This is a genomic window from Shinella sp. WSJ-2 (assembly GCF_003432075.1).
In the GTDB taxonomy this organism is placed as follows: Bacteria; Pseudomonadota; Alphaproteobacteria; order Rhizobiales; family Rhizobiaceae; genus Shinella.
The window spans coordinates 53,843-74,481 of the sequence record NZ_QWBU01000001.1 but is presented as its reverse complement, the minus strand read 5'-3'; the positions used below and the strand labels follow the sequence as shown (position 1 = coordinate 74,481).

General features: G+C 62.9%; 24 protein-coding genes and 1 riboswitch. Of the genes, 13 read left to right on the top strand and 11 right to left on the bottom strand.

Features of this window, described 5'->3' with window-relative positions; genetic code table 11:
• Positions 1-125: 125 nt before the first annotated feature.
• The 7 genes from sufC (at position 126) to D0Y60_RS00385 (ending at position 6,665) form a co-directional block, all read left to right on the top strand.
• A complete protein-coding gene (sufC, locus tag D0Y60_RS00415; RefSeq protein ID WP_117366171.1) occupies positions 126-884 on the top strand; it encodes a Fe-S cluster assembly ATPase SufC in 759 nt (252 codons plus the stop codon).
• A gap of 22 nt (positions 885-906) precedes the next feature.
• Positions 907-2,181 carry a Fe-S cluster assembly protein SufD gene (sufD, locus tag D0Y60_RS00410; protein WP_117366170.1) on the top strand — a complete coding sequence of 425 codons (1,275 nt, stop codon included), beginning with the start codon at positions 907-909 and terminating at the stop codon, positions 2,179-2,181.
• 15 nt (positions 2,182-2,196) lie between these two features.
• The gene (locus D0Y60_RS00405; protein ID WP_117366169.1) at positions 2,197-3,435 is read left to right on the top strand and encodes a cysteine desulfurase; all 1,239 of its coding nucleotides are present in this window, start codon (positions 2,197-2,199) and stop codon (positions 3,433-3,435) included.
• A gap of 11 nt (positions 3,436-3,446) precedes the next feature.
• Entirely contained in the window at positions 3,447-3,827 is a 381-nt protein-coding gene (locus tag D0Y60_RS00400; RefSeq protein WP_117366168.1) for an SUF system Fe-S cluster assembly protein, read from the top strand.
• 79 nt (positions 3,828-3,906) lie between these two features.
• Complete coding sequence (sufA, locus tag D0Y60_RS00395; RefSeq protein ID WP_117366167.1) at positions 3,907-4,296, top strand: Fe-S cluster assembly scaffold SufA; 390 nt, start codon at positions 3,907-3,909, stop codon at positions 4,294-4,296.
• A gap of 115 nt (positions 4,297-4,411) precedes the next feature.
• Positions 4,412-6,274: an ATP-binding protein gene (locus D0Y60_RS00390; RefSeq protein WP_117366166.1), complete on the top strand. Its 1,863-nt coding sequence runs from the start codon at positions 4,412-4,414 to the stop codon at positions 6,272-6,274.
• Positions 6,258-6,665 (top strand): response regulator, encoded by a 408-nt coding sequence (locus D0Y60_RS00385; protein ID WP_147324477.1) that lies wholly within the window; start codon positions 6,258-6,260, stop codon positions 6,663-6,665. The genes D0Y60_RS00390 and D0Y60_RS00385 overlap by 17 nt, the downstream gene beginning before the upstream one ends.
• 72 nt (positions 6,666-6,737) lie before the next feature.
• Here the strand turns inward: D0Y60_RS00385 and gcvP are convergent, their stop codons facing one another.
• The 4 genes from gcvP to D0Y60_RS00365 form a co-directional block, all read right to left on the bottom strand.
• Entirely contained in the window at positions 6,738-9,599 is a 2,862-nt protein-coding gene (gene gcvP / locus D0Y60_RS00380; RefSeq protein ID WP_117366164.1) for an aminomethyl-transferring glycine dehydrogenase, read from the bottom strand.
• Entirely contained in the window at positions 9,599-9,961 is a 363-nt protein-coding gene (gene gcvH / locus D0Y60_RS00375; protein ID WP_117366163.1) for a glycine cleavage system protein GcvH, read from the bottom strand. The genes gcvP and gcvH overlap by 1 nt, the downstream gene beginning before the upstream one ends.
• A gap of 44 nt (positions 9,962-10,005) precedes the next feature.
• Entirely contained in the window at positions 10,006-11,145 is a 1,140-nt protein-coding gene (gene gcvT, locus D0Y60_RS00370; protein WP_117366162.1) for a glycine cleavage system aminomethyltransferase GcvT, read from the bottom strand.
• Between the two features lie 151 nt (positions 11,146-11,296).
• Positions 11,297-11,399: riboswitch (glycine riboswitch) on the bottom strand.
• Between the two features lie 157 nt (positions 11,400-11,556).
• Positions 11,557-11,838, bottom strand: coding sequence for a hypothetical protein (locus tag D0Y60_RS00365; RefSeq protein WP_147324476.1), 282 nt, complete (start codon positions 11,836-11,838; stop codon positions 11,557-11,559).
• Positions 11,839-12,064: 226 nt separating this feature from the next.
• Here D0Y60_RS00365 and D0Y60_RS00360 point away from each other — a divergent pair, with 226 nt between their 5' ends.
• From D0Y60_RS00360 to D0Y60_RS00335, 6 genes are all read left to right on the top strand, one after another.
• Positions 12,065-12,301 carry an Lrp/AsnC ligand binding domain-containing protein gene (locus D0Y60_RS00360; protein ID WP_117366160.1) on the top strand — a complete coding sequence of 79 codons (237 nt, stop codon included), beginning with the start codon at positions 12,065-12,067 and terminating at the stop codon, positions 12,299-12,301.
• Between the two features lie 58 nt (positions 12,302-12,359).
• Positions 12,360-13,346, top strand: coding sequence for an RluA family pseudouridine synthase (locus D0Y60_RS00355; protein WP_117366159.1), 987 nt, complete (start codon positions 12,360-12,362; stop codon positions 13,344-13,346).
• Positions 13,346-14,005, top strand: coding sequence for an HAD-IA family hydrolase (locus D0Y60_RS00350; RefSeq protein WP_117366158.1), 660 nt, complete (start codon positions 13,346-13,348; stop codon positions 14,003-14,005). Before D0Y60_RS00355 ends, D0Y60_RS00350 begins: the two co-directional genes overlap by 1 nt.
• A complete protein-coding gene (locus D0Y60_RS00345; protein ID WP_117366157.1) occupies positions 14,005-14,790 on the top strand; it encodes an ATP12 family chaperone protein in 786 nt (261 codons plus the stop codon). Before D0Y60_RS00350 ends, D0Y60_RS00345 begins: the two co-directional genes overlap by 1 nt.
• Before the next feature lie 74 nt (positions 14,791-14,864).
• On the top strand, positions 14,865-15,518 hold the full coding sequence (locus D0Y60_RS00340) for a hypothetical protein (RefSeq protein ID WP_117366156.1): 654 nt from the start codon (positions 14,865-14,867) through the stop codon (positions 15,516-15,518).
• A 90-nt stretch (positions 15,519-15,608) separates the two neighbouring features.
• Positions 15,609-15,998 (top strand): DoxX family protein, encoded by a 390-nt coding sequence (locus tag D0Y60_RS00335; RefSeq protein WP_117366155.1) that lies wholly within the window; start codon positions 15,609-15,611, stop codon positions 15,996-15,998.
• Here the strand turns inward: D0Y60_RS00335 and sugE are convergent.
• From sugE to D0Y60_RS00300, 7 genes are all read right to left on the bottom strand, one after another.
• Complete coding sequence (gene sugE / locus D0Y60_RS00330; protein ID WP_117366154.1) at positions 15,995-16,309, bottom strand: quaternary ammonium compound efflux SMR transporter SugE; 315 nt, start codon at positions 16,307-16,309, stop codon at positions 15,995-15,997. The genes D0Y60_RS00335 and sugE overlap by 4 nt on opposite strands.
• Positions 16,310-16,470: 161 nt before the next feature.
• Positions 16,471-17,307: an S-formylglutathione hydrolase gene (gene fghA / locus D0Y60_RS00325; protein WP_117366153.1), complete on the bottom strand. Its 837-nt coding sequence runs from the start codon at positions 17,305-17,307 to the stop codon at positions 16,471-16,473.
• An 18-nt stretch (positions 17,308-17,325) separates the two neighbouring features.
• On the bottom strand, positions 17,326-17,982 hold the full coding sequence (locus tag D0Y60_RS00320) for a DUF1345 domain-containing protein (protein ID WP_117366152.1): 657 nt from the start codon (positions 17,980-17,982) through the stop codon (positions 17,326-17,328).
• On the bottom strand, positions 17,979-18,452 hold the full coding sequence (locus D0Y60_RS00315; protein WP_117366151.1) for a YaiI/YqxD family protein: 474 nt from the start codon (positions 18,450-18,452) through the stop codon (positions 17,979-17,981). Before D0Y60_RS00315 ends, D0Y60_RS00320 begins: the two co-directional genes overlap by 4 nt.
• Positions 18,453-18,550: 98 nt before the next feature.
• Positions 18,551-19,018: a GNAT family N-acetyltransferase gene (locus D0Y60_RS00310; RefSeq protein ID WP_245409048.1), complete on the bottom strand. Its 468-nt coding sequence runs from the start codon at positions 19,016-19,018 to the stop codon at positions 18,551-18,553.
• Entirely contained in the window at positions 19,015-20,142 is a 1,128-nt protein-coding gene (locus D0Y60_RS00305; protein WP_117366149.1) for an S-(hydroxymethyl)glutathione dehydrogenase/class III alcohol dehydrogenase, read from the bottom strand. Before D0Y60_RS00305 ends, D0Y60_RS00310 begins: the two co-directional genes overlap by 4 nt.
• An 82-nt stretch (positions 20,143-20,224) precedes the next feature.
• Positions 20,225-20,629, bottom strand: a complete 405-nt coding sequence (locus D0Y60_RS00300; RefSeq protein WP_117366148.1) for a helix-turn-helix domain-containing protein — start codon at positions 20,627-20,629, stop codon at positions 20,225-20,227.
• Positions 20,630-20,639: the final 10 nt, after the last annotated feature.

Sequence of the window (20,639 nt, the reverse complement as noted above, 5' to 3'; positions counted from 1 at the left end):
CGCACGGTGGTGGGGCTCAGCCTCGATGGCGTTGCTGCCATGATGCTCCGGTGGTCCATTTCTTCCTCGGCTTCTGAAACGAAGACGAGAGCGTTTGGGCGCTCTGAACGCAGGACCAAGACACCATGCTGGAAATCAAGAATCTGCACGCTCGTATCGCCGAAGACGGCACCGAGATCATCCGTGGCCTGAACCTCACCGTAAAAGCCGGCGAAGTCGCCGCCATCATGGGCCCGAACGGCTCCGGCAAGTCGACGCTCTCCTACATCCTGTCGGGCCGCGAGGACTATGAAGTCACCGAGGGCGAAATCCTCTACAACGGCGAGAGCATTCTGGAACTCGACCCGGCCGAGCGCGCCGCCAAGGGCATTTTCCTCGCCTTCCAGTATCCGGTCGAAATTCCGGGCGTCGCCACCATGCAGTTCCTCAAGGTCGCGATGAACGAGCAACGCAAGGCGCGCGGCGAAGCCGAACTGACGACGCCGGACTTCATGCGCCGCGTCAAGGAAGCCTCGGCCGAACTGAAGATCGCGCCGGAAATGCTGCGCCGTCCGCTGAATGTCGGTTTCTCCGGCGGTGAGAAGAAGCGCGCCGAAATCCTGCAGATGTCGCTGCTCGAGCCGAAGCTCTGCGTTCTCGACGAGACCGATTCCGGCCTCGACATCGATGCGCTGAAGATCGTCGCCGACGGTGTGAACGCGCTGCGTTCGCCCGATCGCGCCGTCATCGTCATCACCCACTACCAGCGCCTGCTCGACTATATCGTGCCGGACACCGTCCACGTCCTCTACAAGGGCCAGGTCATCAAGTCCGGCGACAAGACGCTGGCGCATGAGCTGGAAGCCAACGGCTATGCCGACATCATCGGTGCCGCTGCTGCCTGAAGCATCGTGAAGGAGTAATCTCATGAACATGCAGACAGGCATGAAGCTCTCGGTCGCCGAGACTGCGCTCTGCGAAGCCTATGACCACGCCATCGGCGATCTGCCGGGCGACGGCGCGGTGCTTGCCGCGCGCGACACGCTGATCAGCGATTTCAAGGATGCCGGCCTGCCGACGCGCCGCGTCGAGGCCTGGCACTATACCGACCTCAAGGCGCTGCTGCGCGCCGTGCCGGCCTTCGATCCGGCCGCCTCCGCCGCCAAGACCAGCCCGCTGGTCGAGGGATCGACGGTTCTGTCGGTCGTCAACGGCCTTGCCGATGCCCGCGCGACGGTCGAGGGCGTGACGGTCCGCACCTTCAAGGATGCGCTGGCCGATGGCACCGCCGCCGAGGGTCTTGCCGCTCGCGACGGTGACGATGCGATCGGTCGCATCAACGGCTCGTTCGTGCGCGACGGTTTCGTGCTCGACATCGCTGCCGGCACGGAACTCGCAGCCCCGCTGGAAATCCAGACGGTGCAGAATGCCGGCCAGACGCATACGCGCTTCCCGGTCGCTTTTGGTGCGAACACCAAGGGCACGCTCATCGAGCGCCACACGGCCGTCGGTGAGACTGCCGCTCTCGTCACCTCGATCAGCGATATCGCGCTGGGCGATGGTGCCGACATCACCTGGGTCATTCTGCAGACGCAGGGTGCAGCCGATACGCATCTCGGCCAGATCCGCATCACGCTCGGCGCCGATGCGCAGCTGCGTCTCTATGTGATCAATGCCGGCGGCAAGCTCGTGCGGCAGGAAATCCATGTCGTCGTCGCAGGCGAGGGTGCGGACCTGAAGCTGCGCGGCATCAACCTGCTGGGCGGCGAGACGCACAATGACGTGACCTTCACGGTCGGTCATGACGTGCCGAACACGACCTCGACGGAAGTTATCCGCAACGTGATCTTCGATCGCGCGCGCGGCGTCTTCCAGGGCCAAATCCGGGTCGCTCCGGATGCCCAGAAGACCGACGCCAAGATGTCGTGCAACACGCTGCTTCTGTCCGACGAAGCCGACTTCTCCGCCAAGCCGGAGCTGGAAATCTTCGCCGACGACGTGCAGTGCGGCCATGGCGCGACCGTGATCGACATCGACCATGTCCAGCTCTTCTATCTGATGGCGCGCGGCATTCCGGAAAACAAGGCGCGCGCCATGCTGGTCAACGCCTTCGTCGCCGAGATCGTCGAGGAACTGGAAGACGAGCCGCTGGTCGAGGCGCTGGAAGGCGTCATCGCCGCCTGGCTGGAAAAGCACGCCTGATAAAGGACTACCGAGATGGAACACGCTCCCGCAAAGGCCTATGACGTCGAGGCGATCCGCAAGGATTTCCCGATCCTGTCGAAGACGGTCTATGGCAAGCCGCTGGTCTATCTCGACAATGGCGCCTCGGCGCAGAAGCCGCAGTCGGTGATCGACGCGATCGCGCATGCCTATTCCAACGAATATGCCAATGTGCATCGCGGCCTTCACTTCCTGTCGAATGCTGCGACCGATGCCTATGAGGCGGCGCGCGAAAAGGTGCGCCGTTTCCTGAACGCTTCCTCGGTCGACGAGATCATCTTCACAAAGTCTTCCACCGAGGCGATCAACACCGTTGCTTACGGTTACGGCATGCCGACGCTGGGCGAGGGCGACGAGATCGTGCTGTCGATCATGGAGCACCACTCCAACATCGTGCCGTGGCATTTCATCCGCGAGCGGCAGGGCGCCAAGCTGGTCTGGGCGCCGGTGGACGAGACGGGCGCGTTCCACATCGAAGAGTTCGAGAAGTGCCTCACCGAGCGCACCAAGCTCATCGCCATCACGCATATGTCGAATGCGCTCGGCACCATCGTGCCGGTCAAGGAAGTCTGCCGCATCGCCCGTGAGCGTGGCATTCCGGTTCTGGTCGATGGCTCGCAGGGCGCCGTGCACATGCCCGTCGACGTGCGCGATATCGATTGCGACTGGTACGTGATGACCGGCCACAAGCTCTATGGCCCCTCGGGCATCGGCGTGCTCTACGGCAAGATGGATCGCCTGAAGGAGATGCGTCCTTTCCAGGGCGGCGGCGAGATGATCGTTGAGGTCACGGAGGATGTCGTCACCTACAACGATCCGCCGCACCGTTTCGAGGCCGGCACGCCGCCGATCGTGCAGGCGATCGGCCTTGGTCATGCGCTCGACTACATGGAAAAGATCGGCCGTGCGGCGATCTCGGCCCACGAGTCCGATCTACGCGACTATGCCCATGAGCGGCTGTCTTCGATCAATTCGCTGAAGATTTTCGGCACGGCGCCGGGCAAGGGCTCGATCTTCTCCTTCGAGCTGGAAGGTATCCATGCCCATGACGTATCGATGGTCATCGACCGGGCAGGGGTCGCGGTGCGTGCAGGCACCCATTGCGCGCAGCCGCTCTTGAAACGCTTCGGCGTCACCTCCACATGCCGGGCATCGTTCGGCCTCTACAACACGCGCGCCGAAGTCGATGCCTTGGCCGACGCGCTCGACCACGCCCGCAAGTTTTTCGCCTGAGGAGGTGAACCATGTCCCTCGATGCAACCCAAGAGAAGGTGGATGTCCGCGACGGCATCGTGCATTCGGCCATTCCCGCCGACGAACTGGCACGCCTCAGCGACGACATCATTTCCGCGCTGAAGACCGTTTATGACCCGGAAATCCCGGCCGATATCTTCGAGCTCGGCCTGATCTACAAGATCGATATCGAAGACGACCGCATGGTCAAGATCGACATGACGCTGACCGCCCCGGGCTGCCCCGTCGCCGGCGAAATGCCGGGCTGGGTGGAAAACGCCGTGAGCGCCGTGGAAGGCGTCTCGGGCGTCGAAGTCAAGATGACCTTCGATCCGCCGTGGACGCCGGACCGCATGTCGGAAGAGGCGCAGGTCGCCGTCGGCTGGTATTGATCCCTTAACGAGGGAACACTAAATTTGGATTCGGAAACCATCGGGCCTTGAACCCGACCGGTCGAAGGAGATGCGGCCCATGGCCTTTGCAGTGATGACACTTACCGATGCGGCCGCAAGCCGCGTCAAGGCGATCGTCGACAATGCCGGCGGCGACGCCAAGGGCATTCGCGTCGGCATCAAGAAGGGCGGCTGCGCCGGAATGGAATATTCCGTCGATCTCGTGACCGAGCCCAATGGCAAGGACGACCTGATCGAGCTAAACGGCGCCCGTGTCTGGGTCGCGCCGGAGGCGGTGCTCTATCTGCTCGGCACGCAAATGGATTTCGAAGTAACGACGCTGCGTTCCGGTTTCACCTTCCACAACCCGAACCAGACGTCTGCTTGCGGCTGTGGCGAATCGGTCGAGTTGAAGCCCGCCGACCTAGCGGCACTCGCCGCGGCGGGCCAACCGACGGTGCGCGCCTGATTTCCAGTCGCCGCGGGATAGCCATTCCTTGCGACTTTTCTTTGCGTAGGCTTTTGCCTAGTCTCCCTCCGCCGGCTTGCTATGCCGGCGGTGTCGCAACGGGAGGCGCGCGACGATGGACTTTGCCGCCGCACTTTATCAGAACTTGCCGTTTCCCGTGCTGATCGTCGATGCTACCGCGCATGTCGTGTCGCACAACGATGCGGCGGCACGAACCTTCGGCTGGAGCAAGGACCGCCAGATCCCTTCCGGGTCGCCTGTTATCGACGGAACCGACGTTGTTGGGCTGCTGGCCAGTCATGCCGCAACTGGTCGCGAGAACGCCTATCCATTCGTCTTTTGTCATGATAACGGCTCGCGCTTCGAGGCGACCGCCCATGTCATCCCCGTTCCGGACGAGACGGGCAATACCTGCTATGCGCTTCTCCTGCGCAGTCTCCTGAGCGGTGGCAGCCACGGCGAGCAAATCCTGCTCGGCCAACGTATTGCGTCGGCGCTCGACACGATGAAAGAAGGTTTCGCGATATTCGATCAGGAAGAGCGGCTGATCATGTTCAACCGCTCCTACAAGGAACGATGCGGTGCCGCGCGAGATGCGGTGCGTGTCGGCGCCACGCTGGAAAGCATTGCGCGCGCCAGCGTCCGTGCCGGCATGTTCCCCGGCGTGGTGGAGGGCACGCCCGCGGCCGAAGCGGTGGTGCGCGAACGTCTGGAAAGCCACCGCAAGACGGACAGCGGCGGCAGCGTCTTCGAATTCGGCAAGGATCGCTGGATCCGCGGCGAGAGCCATGTCGCAGAGACCGGCGACATCGTTGCGTTGCGCGTCGACATTTCGGAACTGAAGCGTACGGAAGCGGCGCTGGAGGAGAAGCGCCGCGACTATCTTTCGCTGCTGCAGATCCTGCCCGACATGATCCTGCGTTTCGACAGGAACCTCTCCATCCGCTTTGCCAACGACAAATACGCCGCCCATGTCGGTTCGACGACCGATGAGTTGCTCGGCCGCTACCTGCCGGATGTCGCATGCGCGCCCGAGCAGACGGCTGATCTCATGAACATCGCAAACTACACGCGCGATGCGCCGGTGCGTTCGCTCGAGGTCTGCGTCGAAGGGCGGGACGGTCAGGTGGAGTGGATGTTCTGGACGGCCGTGGCAATCTTTGACGACGATGGTGTCGCAGAGATTGTCAGTGTTGGTCGCGACATTACCGAGTCGAAGCGTCAACAGCAGCAGGTGGAAGCTCAGACGAACGAGTTGCGGCGTAAGAACGAGGCGCTCGACCAGTTTACCGCTACGGTATCCCACGATCTGAAAGCGCCGCTGCGACATCTCTCGATGTTTGCTGAGATGATTTCCGAGGATCTGCATCGCGGTGAACATGACGAACTGGCGCACTATGCCGACCATGTGCGCAAAAGCGCCGCGCGCATGCGACGCATCATCGACAGCCTGCTCGAATTTTCGCAGATCGCTTATCGCATCGCCACGCCGAAGCCGGTCGGTCTGTCTGATGTAGTGCGCGACGCGCTGGTGCTGCTCGAAACTCATATCCAAGAGGCGGGCGGTAAAGTCGATGTGGCCGCACTTCCAGAGATCATGGGCGATCAGGAGCTCCTGAAGCGCCTTGCGCAGAACCTGATCGGCAACGCGCTGAAATACCGTAAACCCGAGGAGGCACCCGTTGTGCGTGTCTATTGCCGGGAAACCGATGAGGCTGTCGATCTCATCGTGGAGGATGACGGCATCGGCATAGACCCCCAGCACGTCGGACGGATTTTCGAAGTTTTTCAGCGTCTTCACAGGGATGAGACGGTTTATCAGGGCACAGGCGTCGGTCTGGCACTGGCGCGTCGCATCGTTGAAAGTCACAACGGTGTGATCGCGCTTGACACGACCTATGGTCCGGGCGCACGCTTCATCGTAACGTTTCCGCAACCCGCAAAGTCAAGGGGGAGCGATCGTGGTAGGCTTGGCTAGGAAGCTGATCGTCGTCGATGACGATCCGGTGGATGTGCGCTTCGTGATGCGTGCCTTCAGTGATGCCGGCAGTGCCATCGAGATAACCCATGTCACCGATGCCGACATGGCAAGTGATCGCCTCGCGACGGAAGTCTTTGATTACATCCTGCTCGATATCAACATGCCCGGCACAAATGGCATGGAGCTTTTGAAGCGCCTGCGCGGCGATGCCCGCACGGCGGTGACGCCTGTCATCATGCTTTCGTCGTCGTCGAATACGGTTGACATCAACCGGGCTTACGAGAACGGCGCCAATGCCTACGCCGTGAAACCCTCGACGGTGAGCGGCTACCGCGATTTTGCCGTGGGCTTTACTCGCTTCTGGGTGGACGTCGCCGTTTCGCCCTAACCAGTCCCTGCCCGAAAATGAAAAGCCCCGGCCGATGGGATCGGCCGGGGCAAGCATTTTTACGCGCCGCGATTACTCGGCGGCGTCTGCATAGTCCTCAAGTGGCGGGCAGGAGCAGACGAGATTGCGGTCGCCGTAGACATTGTCGACGCGGTTGACCGGCGACCAGTATTTGTCGACGCGGAAGGCGCCCGGCGGGTAGCAAGCCTGTTCGCGCGAATAGGGACGATCCCATTCGCCGACCAGGTCTTCCACCGTGTGCGGGGCGTTCTTCAGCGGGTTGTTCACCCGGTCCATTCGGCCTTCCTCGATGGCGCGGGCTTCCTCACGGATCGACAGCATCGCATCGCAGAAGCGGTCGAGTTCCGCCTTGGTCTCGGATTCCGTCGGTTCGATCATCAGCGTGCCGGCGACCGGCCAGCTCATGGTCGGGGCGTGGAAGCCGCTGTCGATGAGGCGCTTGGCGACGTCGTCGACGGTCACGCCGGCACTGTCGACCAGCGGGCGCGTATCGATGATGCATTCATGCGCCACGCGGCCCTTGGCGGAGTTGTAGAGCACGTCATAGGCGCCCTTCAGGCGGGCAGCGATGTAGTTGGCGTTGAGGATCGCGACCTTCGTCGCCTGCGTCAGTCCCGCACCACCCATCATCAGGCAGTAGCTCCAGGAGATCGGCAGGATGGAGGCGGAGCCGAAGGGCGCGGCCGAAACCGCGCCGGCTTCGCCGGTCGTCGGGCTTGCCGGCAGGAAGGGCGCCAGATGCGCCTTGACGCCGATCGGGCCCATGCCGGGACCGCCGCCGCCATGCGGGATGCAGAAAGTCTTGTGCAGGTTGAGGTGGCTGACGTCGCCGCCGATGTCGCCGGGGCGGGCCAGACCCACCATGGCGTTCATATTGGCGCCGTCGATATAGACTTGGCCGCCGTGCTTGTGGACGATCTCACAAATCTCGCGCACGTTCTCTTCAAAGACGCCGTGCGTAGAGGGATAGGTGATCATGCAGCACGAGAGGGTTTCCGCATACTGCTCTGCTTTCGCACGAAAATCCTCCATGTCGATGTCGCCATTGTCCGACACCTTCACGACCACGACCTTCATGCCGACCATCTGGGCAGATGCCGGATTGGTGCCGTGTGCGGAGGTCGGGATGAGGCAGACGTCGCGATGCGTATCGCCATTGGCGAGATGATAGGCGCGGATGGTCAGGAGGCCGGCATATTCGCCCTGCGCACCGGAATTCGGCTGCATGGAGACGGCATCGTAGCCGGTGATGTCGCAGAGTTTCTGCGACAGGTCCTCGATCAGATGGCGATAACCCTGGGCCTGGTCGGCGGGAACGAAGGGGTGGATCTCCGAGAATTCCGGCCAGGTGATCGGCAGCATTTCCGCTGTCGCGTTGAGCTTCATCGTGCAGGAGCCAAGCGGGATCATCGAACGGTCGAGCGCGAGGTCGCGGTCGGAGAGACGACGGATGTAGCGCGTCATCTCGCTTTCTGCGCGGTTCATGTGGAAGATCGGATGCGTCAGGTATTCGCTGGTGCGCAGCAGGTCTTCCGGCAGGCGGTAGCCCGGCTCGAACTCCGCCACCTCGAAGTCGCCGCCGAAGGCGCGCCAGACGGCTTCCAGCGTGACGGGGCGCGAGCGCTCGTCGAGGCTGATGCCGATGCGGTCGTCGCCGATCTTGCGCAGGTTCACTTCTTCCGCGACGGCCGTCTTCAGGATGATGCCCTGCAGCTTGCCGACATGGACGGTGATCGTGTCGAAGAACACTTCAGGCTCGACGGTGTAGCCGAGCTTTTCAAGACCCATGGCAAGGCGCACGGTCTTCTGATGCACGCTCTGCGAGATAGCCTTAAGGCCCTGCGGACCGTGGAAGACGGCATACATCGAGGCCATGACGGCGAGCAGCACCTGCGCGGTGCAGATGTTCGACGTGGCCCTTTCGCGGCGGATGTGCTGTTCACGCGTCTGGAGCGAAAGGCGATAGGCGCGGTTGCCGCGCGCATCGATGGAGACGCCGACGAGGCGGCCCGGCATGGAGCGCTTATAGGCGTCCTTGACGGCCATATAGGCGGCATGCGGACCGCCGTAGCCGACCGGCACGCCAAAGCGCTGGGTGCAGCCGATGGCGATATCCGCGTTCATGTCGCCGGGCGACTTGAGCAGCGCCAGCGCCAGCGGGTCGGCTGCCATGACGGCAATCGCCCCGGTCTGGTGCAGACGGGCGATCAGGCCGGTGAAATCGCGCACATGGCCGTAGGTGCCGGGATACTGGAAGATCGCGCCAAAAACATCGACCGGGTCGAGCTCGGTGAAGGGATCGCCGACGACGATGCTCCAGCCGAGCGGCTCCGACCGGGTCTTCAGGAGCGCGATGGTCTGCGGATGGCAGTTCTCGTCGACGAAGAAGGTCGTCGCCTTGGACTTTGCGACACGCTGCGCCATGGCCATGGCTTCGGCGGCAGCCGTTGCCTCGTCCAGCAGCGAGGCGTTCGCCACGTCGAGGCCTGTCAGGTCGCAGACCATCGTCTGGTAGTTGAGCAGCGCTTCGAGGCGGCCCTGGCTGATTTCCGGCTGGTAGGGCGTATAGGCCGTGTACCAGGCGGGGTTCTCCAGGATGGTGCGCTGGATGACCGGCGGTGTGATCGTGCCGTAATAGCCCTGGCCGATCAGCGAGACGAGCTTTTTGTTGCGGCCGGCGGTTTCGCGCAGCTTGTCGAGCGCCTCGCGCTCTGTCATCGGCGCGCCCCATTCCAGCGGCTTTTCCTGGCGGATCGATTTCGGCACGGTGTCGTCGATCAACGCATCGAGGCTCGGATACCCGATCACCTTGAGCATGGCCTCCATCTCCTTCGGCGAGGGGCCGATATGGCGACGGTTGGCGAAGTCGTAGGGCTGGTAATCGGTAAAGGCAAAGTCCTTGGGGAGAGACATCAGCCGACAAGCTCCTTGTAGGCGGCTTCATCCATCAGGCCGTCGGCATCGGCCACGTTGGCAAGCTTCAGCTTGAAGAACCAGCCGGCGCCCTGCGGATCGCCGTTGACGAGGGAGGGATCGGCGGTGATCGCCTCGTTGACTTCGACGATCTCGCCGTCGAGCGGACAATAGACGTCGGAGGCCGCCTTCACGCTCTCGACGGTGGCCGCATCGCCGCCCTTCGAGAACGTCGCGCCGACCTCCGGCAGTTCGACGAAAACGAGGTCGCCGAGCTGTTCGGCCGCATGGACCGTGATGCCGACGGTCGCAACGCCGCCTTCGATCTTCAGCCACTCGTGTTCTTCAGTGAATTTCAGCATGTTTGTTCCTCTCTGGCGATGGGTGGGTGGCAGTCGCGCCTATCTCAGCGCTTGAAGGTGTTCTTGACGAAGGGCATGGCAGCGACGGTCACGGGCAGGAATTTGCCGCGCACGCCGGCATAGAGCTGGGTGCCCGGAGCGATCGCCGCCTTGGTCACGTAGCCCATGGCGACAGGGCCATCGATGTTGGGGCCGAAACCACCCGAGGTGACCGTGCCGACGACATTTTCGCCCTCGGGATCGGTGGCGAGCACGGCGCCGGCGCGCACGGGCGCACGGCCCTCGGCCCGAAGACCGACGCGGCGGCGGGCCGCACCGGTTTCAAGCTGGTCGAGGATGATAGCGGCGCCCGGAAAGCCGCCTTCGCGCTCGCCACCCTTGCGGCGAACCTTCTGGATGGCCCATTCCAGCGCGCCTTCAACCGGCGTGGTGCAAGTGTCGATATCGTTGCCATAGAGGCAGAGGCCGGCTTCAAGACGCAGTGAGTCGCGGGCGCCAAGACCGATCGGCAGCACGTCCGGATGGTCGAGCAGGCGGCGACAGACGGTTTCGGCGAGATGCGCGGGAATGGAGATCTCGAACCCGTCCTCGCCGGTATAGCCGGAGCGAGAGACGATGCAGTCGGCATCGTGCAGGTCGCAGGCGCGCACATCCATGAAGCGCATGGAGGAGACGTCGGCCCAGAGTTCGGCCAGCACGGATTCCGCCCGCGGTCCCTGAAGGGCAACCAGTGCACGGTCGTCATGCAGCGTCAGTTCGCAGACATCGCCGATCTTCGCCTGCATATGGGCGAAGTCCTGATCCTTGCAGGCGGCGTTGACGACGACATAGAAGTGATCGCCGCGGTTGGCGATCATCAGGTCGTCGAGGATGCCGCCTTCATCGTTGGTGAAGAGCGCATAGCGCTGGCGGCCTTCGCCGAGGTCGACGACATCCACCGGCACCAGTGTTTCCAGCGCGCGGGCGGCGTCCGCATTGTCGCCGGAGCGGGCGCGCACGGTGACCTGACCCATATGCGAGACGTCGAACAGGCCGGCGGCGGCGCGGGTGTGCAGATGTTCCTTCATCACGCCGGCGGTGTACTGCACCGGCATCTCATAGCCAGCAAACGGCACCATGCGACCGCCGAGCGATACGTTCAGCGCGTGAAGCGGTGTTTTCTTGAGTTCAGACGATCCGTCCAAAAGGCGCCCTCCAGTCCCTTGGCGCCCAGTTCAGGGGCGCCGGCTCACAATCCGGCGCAGCTGCGCCGTTCTCCTGAGCCCCCTCTGTCCCTTCGCCTGAGATTGTTATCCCTTCGGCGAGCGCTTTCGCGCTTCTCTCCAGAGTTCTGACGGCACCTTGCTGGTCCTTTTGCCTGAGAGTTTCCGGGGCGGTTGCTCCTTCGGCACCGGCGCTGCCCTGTCTCAAGGCGGCCGGTTTCTCCCAGCGAGGTTGGCTCCAGATAACGGCCTTGCCCATGTTTTGGCAAGAGGTGGCGTCGCTACCGAGCACATTTTTGTCGTTCAGGGAAAGGGGCAAAGAAAAGGCCCCATGAGGGGCCTTAGTCGGTTGGAGGACGGCTGTAGTTCTTTGAGGGTTCTTTGAGGGGAGGATCAGGCGGGTTCGGCTTCCTGTTGAACGGCAGTGCCATTCTCGTCGTAGAGGCGTTGCGCCTCCGCGACCGTCACCTGCGGTGACCTGCCGGGTGCGGTGATGAGGGCGAGCGCGAGCGCCGGCGGCTGGATGACGTTGAGCACCGCGACGGTGCGCGCATCCCCATGGATCTTCGCGTCCTCGCTCCAGGTGTGAATGCGCTGCTCGAACAGCGTGTTCGCGCGGGTCTGCATCTTCATGCCCTGGGCGGCATAGGCGGCGGTGGCGGGCGAAACTGTCACGATCTGAGTCATGGCGTTCAACGAGAGTTGGTTCAGCTACGTGCAATTTATCATTTGCGCCTTTCGCGTCTGTAAAACGCGACGGTTGCATTTTCATCGACTTTTAACGATCTGTGCGAATTTCGGTCGGACTTGCCTTTTCGACGCAATTTCCGTCATAAGAGGGTGGAAATGCCGCCGGAATCGGGCGGCTGAAGCAGATGCCGCCGATGGTGCGGGAGGACCGATGAAGCCGATTTTCGTGCAATTGCAATGTGCTCCAGGCAAGACCTACGAAGTCGCGGATGCACTTTACGCTACGGAACTCATTTCGGAGCTTTATTCGACCAGCGGCGAATACGATCTGCTCCTTAAGGTCTATGTCGATAGCGAAGAGGATATCGGCAAATTCATCAACGACCACGTCGCCTCCATCCCCGGCATCGTACGTTCGCTGACCACGCTGACCTTCCGCGCGTTCTAAGACTGTTCCCCTCCGCCGCTTCTTGCGCTAAAGCACGGCGCAACGAAAGAAGGCTGACATGGCAGGCATCGAACACAAGCAGGTAGAGAGCGACGAAGCGGGCATGCGCCTCGACCGGTGGTTCAAGGTTCATTATCCGGGCCTCGGCTTCGGCCCGCTCCAGAAATTGCTGCGCTCCGGCCAGGTGCGCATCGATGGCGGTCGCGTCAAGAGCGACACCCGCGTGCAGCCGGGACAGATGATCCGCATCCCTCCGATGGAGGTCGATGCCAAGAAGGCCGGGCCGATCGCCGGCCGCGAGCTGAAGCATTCCTCCGATCACGAACTGCTTTCCCGGATGCTGCTGCATGAGGACGAGAAGGTCATCGTGCTCAACAAGCCCGCCGGCATCGCCGTCCAGGGCGGTTCGGGCGTCAACCGCCATATCGACCAGATGCTCGAAGCCTGGACCAGCCCGAAGGGCGAGAAGCCGCGCCTCGTGCATCGGCTCGACCGCGATACGTCGGGCGTGCTGGTCATCGCCCGCACGCGCGGCGCAGCGCAGAAGCTGACCGCCGCCTTCCGCGAGCGCGACACCAAGAAGACCTACTGGTCGCTGGTGATGGGCGTGCCGAAGAAGCGTGAGGACAAGATCTCGACCTGGCTGGTGAAGGAGCAGACGCCGGATGGCGACCGCATGCGCATCGCCAAGCACGGCGAGGACGGCGCCGATCACGCGGTTTCCTTCTACCGGATCATCGAGCAGGCCGCGCAGAACTATGCGTGGCTGGAGATGGAGCCCTATACCGGCCGTACCCATCAGCTGCGCGTGCACGCCGCGCATATCGGTCACCCGATTATCGGCGATCCGAAATATTTCGAGGCCGACCTCAACTGGGCCTTTCCGGGTGGCGTGCAGAACCGCCTGCATCTCCATGCCCGCCGCATCGACATTCCGCACCCCAATGGCGGGCGCCTGCGCGTGACCGCGCCGCTGCCGCCGCATATGGTCCAGACCTGGAACCTCTTCGGCTTCGACCAGACCGCCGGCGACGAGGAAGACTGATGCGGCTTGCACTTTTCGATTGTGACGGCACGCTGGTCGACAGCGCGCGGCTGATCCATGAGGTCATGGCCCGCACCTTCGTCGATTTCGGCCATGCAAGGCCGGATATTTCGGAAACCAAGGCGATCATTGGCCTGACGCTCGACATCGCCATTGCCCGCATGCAGGGCAAGCCGCATGTCGATGAGGAAGCGCTGGCGATGACGGCGCATTACAAGGCTACCTATACCGGCGTGCGCGCCGAGCCCGGCTTCCAGGAGCCGCTGTTTGCCGGCATCGCCGAGATGATGGCGCAGCTGGAGCGCCAGGACGACCTGCTGATCGGCGCCGTCACGGGCAAATCCCGTCGCGGCCTCGATCTCATCCGCGCCGCCCATGGTTTCGAAAAAACCTTCTTCGTTTCGCGCACGGCGGACGATTGCCCGTCCAAGCCGCACCCTGCCATGGTGACGGAATGCTGCAGCGAGGCTGGTATCGATGCGGCCCGCACGGTTGTCATCGGCGATGCGATTTACGATATGCAGATGGCGAAGGCGGCCGGGGCGAAAGCCATCGGCGTTTCCTGGGGCTATGCCAGCGTGCCCGAACTGGTCGCGGCCGGCGCGGATCACATCCTGCGCACGCCCGCAGACCTTCTCGACTGGTTGGAGACTTTCTGATGCGTGACATCCTGAGCGATCTTTCCGATGCCATGAGCGATCCCGATCCGGTGCGCCGTGCGCAGATCCAGATGAAGCGGCCGCTGCCCAAGCGTTTCTATAAAGAGGTCTCGACAGACAAGGCGGAGGAGGGGTTCCGCATCCTGCTTGACGGCCGCCCGGTGCGCACGCCCGGCAAGAAGCTGTTGGCGGTGCCGACCCAGGCGATCGCCGATCGCCTGAAGGCGGAATGGGATGCGCAGGCCAAAGAAATCGACCCGGCGAAAATGCCGGTAACGCGCCTCGTCAACACGGCCGTTGACGGTGTTGCGGAAAATCTCGATGCGGTCTTCGACGAGATCGTGCGTTTCGCCGGCACGGACATGGTCTGCTACCGGGCGGATTCGCCCGAGGGTCTCGTCGCGCGCCAGCGCGATGGCTGGGATCCGGTGCTGCGCTGGGCGGCGGACGCCAAGGGCATCCGCTTCATCCTCGTCGAGGGCGTGATGCATCAGGAGCAGCCGGCACCCGCCATCGAGGCCTATGCCGCCGCACTTTCCGCCTGGCGCGACCCGCTGGCGCTCGCCTGTGTGCATACCGTCACGACGCTGACCGGCTCCGCACTGCTGGGCCTCGCCTTCGCAGAAGGCATCATCGATGCCGACGAGGCCTGGTCGCTCGCCCATATCGATGAGGACTGGCAGATCGAGCATTGGGGCACCGACGAGGAGGCGTTCCACCGTCGCGAAAAGCGCCGCGAGGAGCTGGATGTTGCCGCATCCGTGCTGTCCGAAATGCCGCGCTGACCAGACTTTCTTAAGATTTCCGCCGCATTTTGGCGCATCGTTCCCACAGCCAAAGCCGACCCGTACCGAGTCCCATGCAGTTCCTTCTCCGCGCCGCTCTTTCCGTCTGCCTCGCTCTTTCCGTGCCCTTCAGTGCCAATGCCGAGGGTTTTCCCGTTCGCGATATCCGCAAGGTCGTGGTGAGTGGCGACGGCAACGTGCCGTCCGTGGTTCTCAAGCGCACCGATGCCTATCTGAAGCGTGCCGCTAAGGCGACGCGTCGTGCGGTCGCGCTTGATCGCGCATCGATGGAGGTGCGCGTGACCGGCGTGACGCAATCGGCGAACGGGGCGAGTTCGGCAAAGGTCACGATCACGCTTTCCGACCTGAAGGGCGGCGTTTCCGCGCGCGATACGCTGACCGTCAACAGCTTCATGCCCTCCAGCAAGGGCCGAGACGCGGCACTCGGCGATGCGATCGCCAAACGTGTGGCGATCGCTTACCACCTCTCGCCGGTCGCGACCGGCAAGCTCAATGAGGGCAAGCGTCCTTCCAAGGGCCGCAAATATGCCGGCGGCAAGCGCAAACCGGCGGCACGCCAAAGCGTGACGACGCAGTCGCGGCGGGACAACCGCCCGCTGGTCATTCCGACCGAGGCGGCCCTGACTGTGCGCTCGCGTGCGCTCGCCGAGGGATCGACCGGCAAGATTGCCCCCTGCGTCGTGACCCAGTCGATCAGCTGCGACTGATCTTGCACGTCGTCAGCGACCTGTCTGGAAAATCTCCACAAAAACCATGATACCATTGCCTTCCGGGTGAAACGGAAGGGAGTGCCTGCCATGTTTGACCGCTTGTCCGCCTACCAGCCGCAGGTGCTTGCCGCCTTGCGCGTCATGTCCGCGCTGCTCCTCATCGAGCACGGCACGCAGAAATTCTTCAATTTCCCGCCGGCCGAACAGCCGTTCGGCGACCTGATGAACATTATCGGCGTTGCGGGCGTGCTGGAAGTGGTCGGCGGGATCTTGCTTTTGATCGGGCTCTTCACGAGGCCGGTGGCCTTCGTGCTCTGCGGCTTCATGGCTGTCGCCTATTTCATGGCGCATGCGCCGCAGAGCTTCTTTCCGGTCAACAATCGCGGTGATGCCGCGATCCTGTTCTGCTTCGTCTTCCTCTACTTGACGGCGGCTGGGCCGGGGGCTTTTGCCCTCGACAACAGCCGTAGACGTTAGGCGACGAACTTCAGGCCCAAAATGCCGGCCACGATGAGGGCGATGCAGCCGATGCGCATCGCGGTGACCGGTTCGGCGAAGAGCACGATGCCGAGAATGACCGTGCCGACCGTGCCGATACCGGTCCAGATCGCATAGGCCGTGCCCATGGGCAGCGTTTTCACGGCAAGACCGAGAAGCACGATGCTGACGACCATGGAGCCGGCGGTGAGGACGGTGGGAACCAGCTTAGTAAAGCCGTCGGTGTATTTCAGACCGATGGCCCAGCCGATTTCAAAGAGACCTGCGAGGGTGAGAAGAATCCAGGGCATTTGCCTACTCCGTTTCAAGGGAGCGAGGCCGTCCCCGCGATCGTGACCGGGATTGCCCCGGCGGTAGCCGTCTACCGGGTGGGACTATTGCCCAAGAGGAGCACAAGGGCAAGGGTAGGGGCGGCATGTCAGCCATGCGCCCCCGCCATAGCATTGCATTTTTAAACACCTAGGCGTTCGGCATGCCACTTCAGGTGCTCGTCCATGAAGGTCGAGATGAAGTAGTAGGAATGATCGTAGCGCTCGTGCATGCGCAGCGTCAGCTTGATGTCCGTATCCTTGATCGCGTCCTCGAACAGCCAGGGACGCAGGCCATTGTCCAGGAAGCCGTCGGCCTTGCCCTGGTCGATCAGGAATTCCGGGAAGCGGGCGCCGTCCTCGACGAGCGCGCAGGCATCGTATTCGCGCCAGGCCGCCTTGTCGGCGCCGAGATATTTTTCGAAGGCCGGGATGGACCAGTCGGCGCTGGAAGGCGCGACGATCGGCGCGAAGGCCGAGCAGCTCTTGAAACGGTCCGGGTGCTTCAGCGCGATGGTCATCGCGCCATGGCCGCCCATCGAATGGCCGAAAATGCCCTGGCGGTCCATATCCATGCGGAAATGCTGGCGCAGGAAGTTCGGCAGCTCCTCGGTGACGTAGCTGTACATCTGGTAGTGCTCGGCCCAGGGCGCTTCCGTGGCATCGAGATAGAAGCCCGCGCCCTTGCCCATCTGCCAGTTGGTCAGCTCGTCCGGCACATCATTGCCGCGCGGGCTGGTGTCCGGGCAGACGATGATCAGGCCGAGTTCGGCGGCCATGCGCCGGTACTCGCCCTTTTCCATGACATTGGCATGGGTGCAGGTGAGGCCGGAGAGATACCAGAGCACCGGGCGCGGCTCCTTGATCGCCTGCGGCGGCACGAAGACGGCGAAGGTCATCTCGGTCTTGCAGGCCTCGGACTCATGGGCGAAGACACCCTGCATGCCGCCGAAGGCGGTGTTCTGGGAAAGAACTTTCATCAAAAACTCCGATGGTTTTCAGGTCGCCAGCGACACCGCCGCATTGACCGCGGCGGCAACCAGCACCGTGTTGAAGAAGAAGGACGCGATCGCGTGCAGCAGATTAACCTTGCGCATCGCCGTGGAGGTGATCGCGACGTCTGAGGTCTGCGCCGTCATGCCGATCACGAAGGCGAAATAGAGAAAATCATAGACGCCGGGCGGAGCCTTGCCTGGAAAATCGAGGCTGCGGCCGGCATCTTCGCTCTCTTCCGTGCTGCCGGGGCGCCAGTAGAGATGGGCATAGTGCAGGGCGGCCATGGTGTGGATGGTCAGCCAGCCGAGCGCCACCGAGGCGAAGGCAAGCACGAATTCAAGGCCCGAGGCTTGGGGCTCGTTCAGCACGACGAAGAGCGAGCCGGTCGCGACGGCGGCAGCAAGAAAAGTGACGGCGAAGATGATCGCCACCGGCTCGTCGGCATCCGTCGCATAATGTTCGAGATAACCGGCCGTGAGATGCGGCAGCCGCACCGCCGTCAGCGCGAGGTAGCTGAGGAAGAAGGCGATTGCCCCGATGTCGATGGCGAAATCCGGCTTCAGCCAGAGGGCGGGAAGGCCGAGAAGCACAGCCGCGCCGATCCCCGCATAGAAGGGCACATGCCGGCCATAGACCTTGCGACCCGGCGCTTTCGTCATGCGCCGGCCCGCGCGCTTTTCGCCCGGCGGCAGAGCCGGTCGAGCGTTTCCAGGAAGGCAGAACGGTCACGCGGCGAGAAGGCGGCATTGTAGCCTTTGCTTTCGCCGGTCTCACGCAGATGCGCACCGAGATCGCGCATGGCGCTCGCCATGCCGATATTCGCCTGGTCGAACAGCCGCCCGGTCGGCCCGGTCACATGCGCGCCTTTGGCGACGCAGCGCACGGCCAGCGGCACATCCGCCGTGACCACGATATCGCCCTCGATCACATTGTCGGCGATCCAGTTGTCCGCCGCATCGAACGCGCCCGAAACGATGACGTTCTTCACCATCGGATCGCGCGAGGGCCGCAGGCCCGAATTGGCAACGAAGGTGACCGGCAGCGCATGGCGTTCCGCGACCTTGAGGATCTCCGGCTTCACCGGGCAGGCATCCGCGTCGACATAGAGGATTGGAGGCGTGTCAGTCATCGAGGTCTCAGAAGGGTTCTCTCCGCAGTCCCGTGGAGGTCTAGAGGTTTTCGGCGAGCAAAACCATATGCCTGACGTCGGTGATGGTCAGCCGATGCTCACTTGGTCCCGGCGGCCCGCACCATGTCGATATGCGGAATGCCGTCCTCGACATATTCCTCCGAGATCGGTGTGAAGCCGAGCGCCTTGTAGAAGCACTCCAGGTAGCTCTGCGCCGAGAGCTCGATCGCTGCGCCGGGGAAATGGGTTTCGCAGGCGCGGATGGCCTCGCGCATAATCGTTTCCCCCAGCCCCTTGCCGCGATGGCCGGGGGCGACGAGCACGCGGCCGATACGGGGTGCGCTGCCTTCTTCCGGCGGCAGCAGCCGGGCATAGGCGGCAGTATCGCCGTCGATCAAAAGCCGCAGATGCAGTGCGTCGACATCCTTGCCGTCCAGTTCCGGATAGGCGCAGGCCTGCTCGACCACGAAGACCGAAACACGCAAGGTCAGCAATGCATAAAGCTCGACGGCGGAGAATGTTTCCATCCTCCGCACATCGATGCTGTAGGGCGTCTGCGTGCTCAATAGATGACCACGCCGCGGATCGATTCACCCTTGTGCATGAGCTCGAAACCGTGGTTGATGTCTTCCAGCGGCATCGTATGCGTGATCATTGGGTCGATCTGGATTTTGCCATCCATGTACCAGTCGACGATCTTCGGAACATCCGTGCGGCCGCGCGCGCCGCCAAAGGCCGTGCCCATCCAGTTGCGGCCGGTTACCAGCTGGAACGGACGCGTCGAGATTTCCTGGCCCGCCCCGGCAACGCCGATGATGACAGACTTGCCCCAGCCGCGATGCGAGCTTTCCAGTGCCTGGCGCATCACCTTGGTGTTGCCCGTGCAGTCGAACGTGTAGTCTGCGCCGCCGATCAGGTCGTTGCCGCGCTTCGTCATGTTGACGAGATAGGGCACGATGTCGTCGCCCACTTCCTTTGGATTGACGAAATGCGTCATGCCGAATTTCTCGCCCCATGCCTTGCGGTCGGGGTTGATATCGACACCGATGATCATGTCAGCGCCGGCGAGACGCAGACCCTGCAGCACGTTGAGGCCGATGCCGCCGAGGCCGAAGACGATCGCCGTCGAGCCGATCTCGACCTTGGCCGTGTTGATGACGGCACCGATGCCGGTCGTCACGCCGCAGCCGATGTAGCAGACCTTGTCGAAGGGCGCGTCGGGGTTGATCTTGGCGAGCGCGATCTCCGGCAGCACGGTGAAGTTCGAGAAGGTCGAGCAGCCCATGTAATGGTGGATCTTGTCCTTGCCGATCGAGAAGCGCGAGGTGCCGTCGGGCATCAGGCCCTGGCCCTGGGTGGCGCGGATCGAGGTGCAGAGATTGGTCTTGCGGCTGGTGCAGGAATAACATTCGCGGCATTCCGGTGTGTAGAGCGGAATGACGTGGTCGCCCTTCTTTACGGAGGTGACGCCAGGGCCGACATCGACGACGATGCCGGCGCCCTCATGGCCGAGAATAGCTGGGAAAAGGCCTTCCGGGTCGGCGCCCGAGAGCGTGAAGTCGTCGGTGTGGCATATACCAGTCGCCTTCACCTCGACCAACACCTCTCCGGCGCGCGGGCCTTCCAACTGTACGGTCATGATTTCAAGCGGTTTTCCAGCCTGAACGGCAACGGCGGCGCGTACGTCCATGTTTGTCTCCCTATACGGATTCTGTGTTGGCCGGACCATTGCAGAGCCGGTCCGGCGTCTCAAGTACGTGACGTGGAAAAAATCAGTTTTGATCTGTTTTGATCAATTTGGCGACCTCTGCCTCCAGCGCGGCGATCGCCTTGCCTGTCTGGTCATGCAGCTGGTGAATCTCGCGGAGCTGCCGCAAAAGCGGGTGGAGATACTCGTCACCGGATGGGTCGGCTGGAGCCTCACCGATGCCCGCAATCAACCATGATGGCGACACAGAGAGCACACCGGCAAGCATGAACAGCGCCTTTGTATCGGGCTCGGCATGGTCGCGTTCCCAGCCGCTCACGGTCTCTTCGGGAAGGCCGAGCCGGGAGGCGAGATCAGAGAGTTCCAGGCCGAGCGCATCGCGGGCACGCCAGATGCGCCCGCCGAGCGTATCGCCGTCGGCGCGGCCGGATGGGAAGGGGATGGTGTTGCTCTCGCCGGGAAAGGTCATCGCGGCCTCC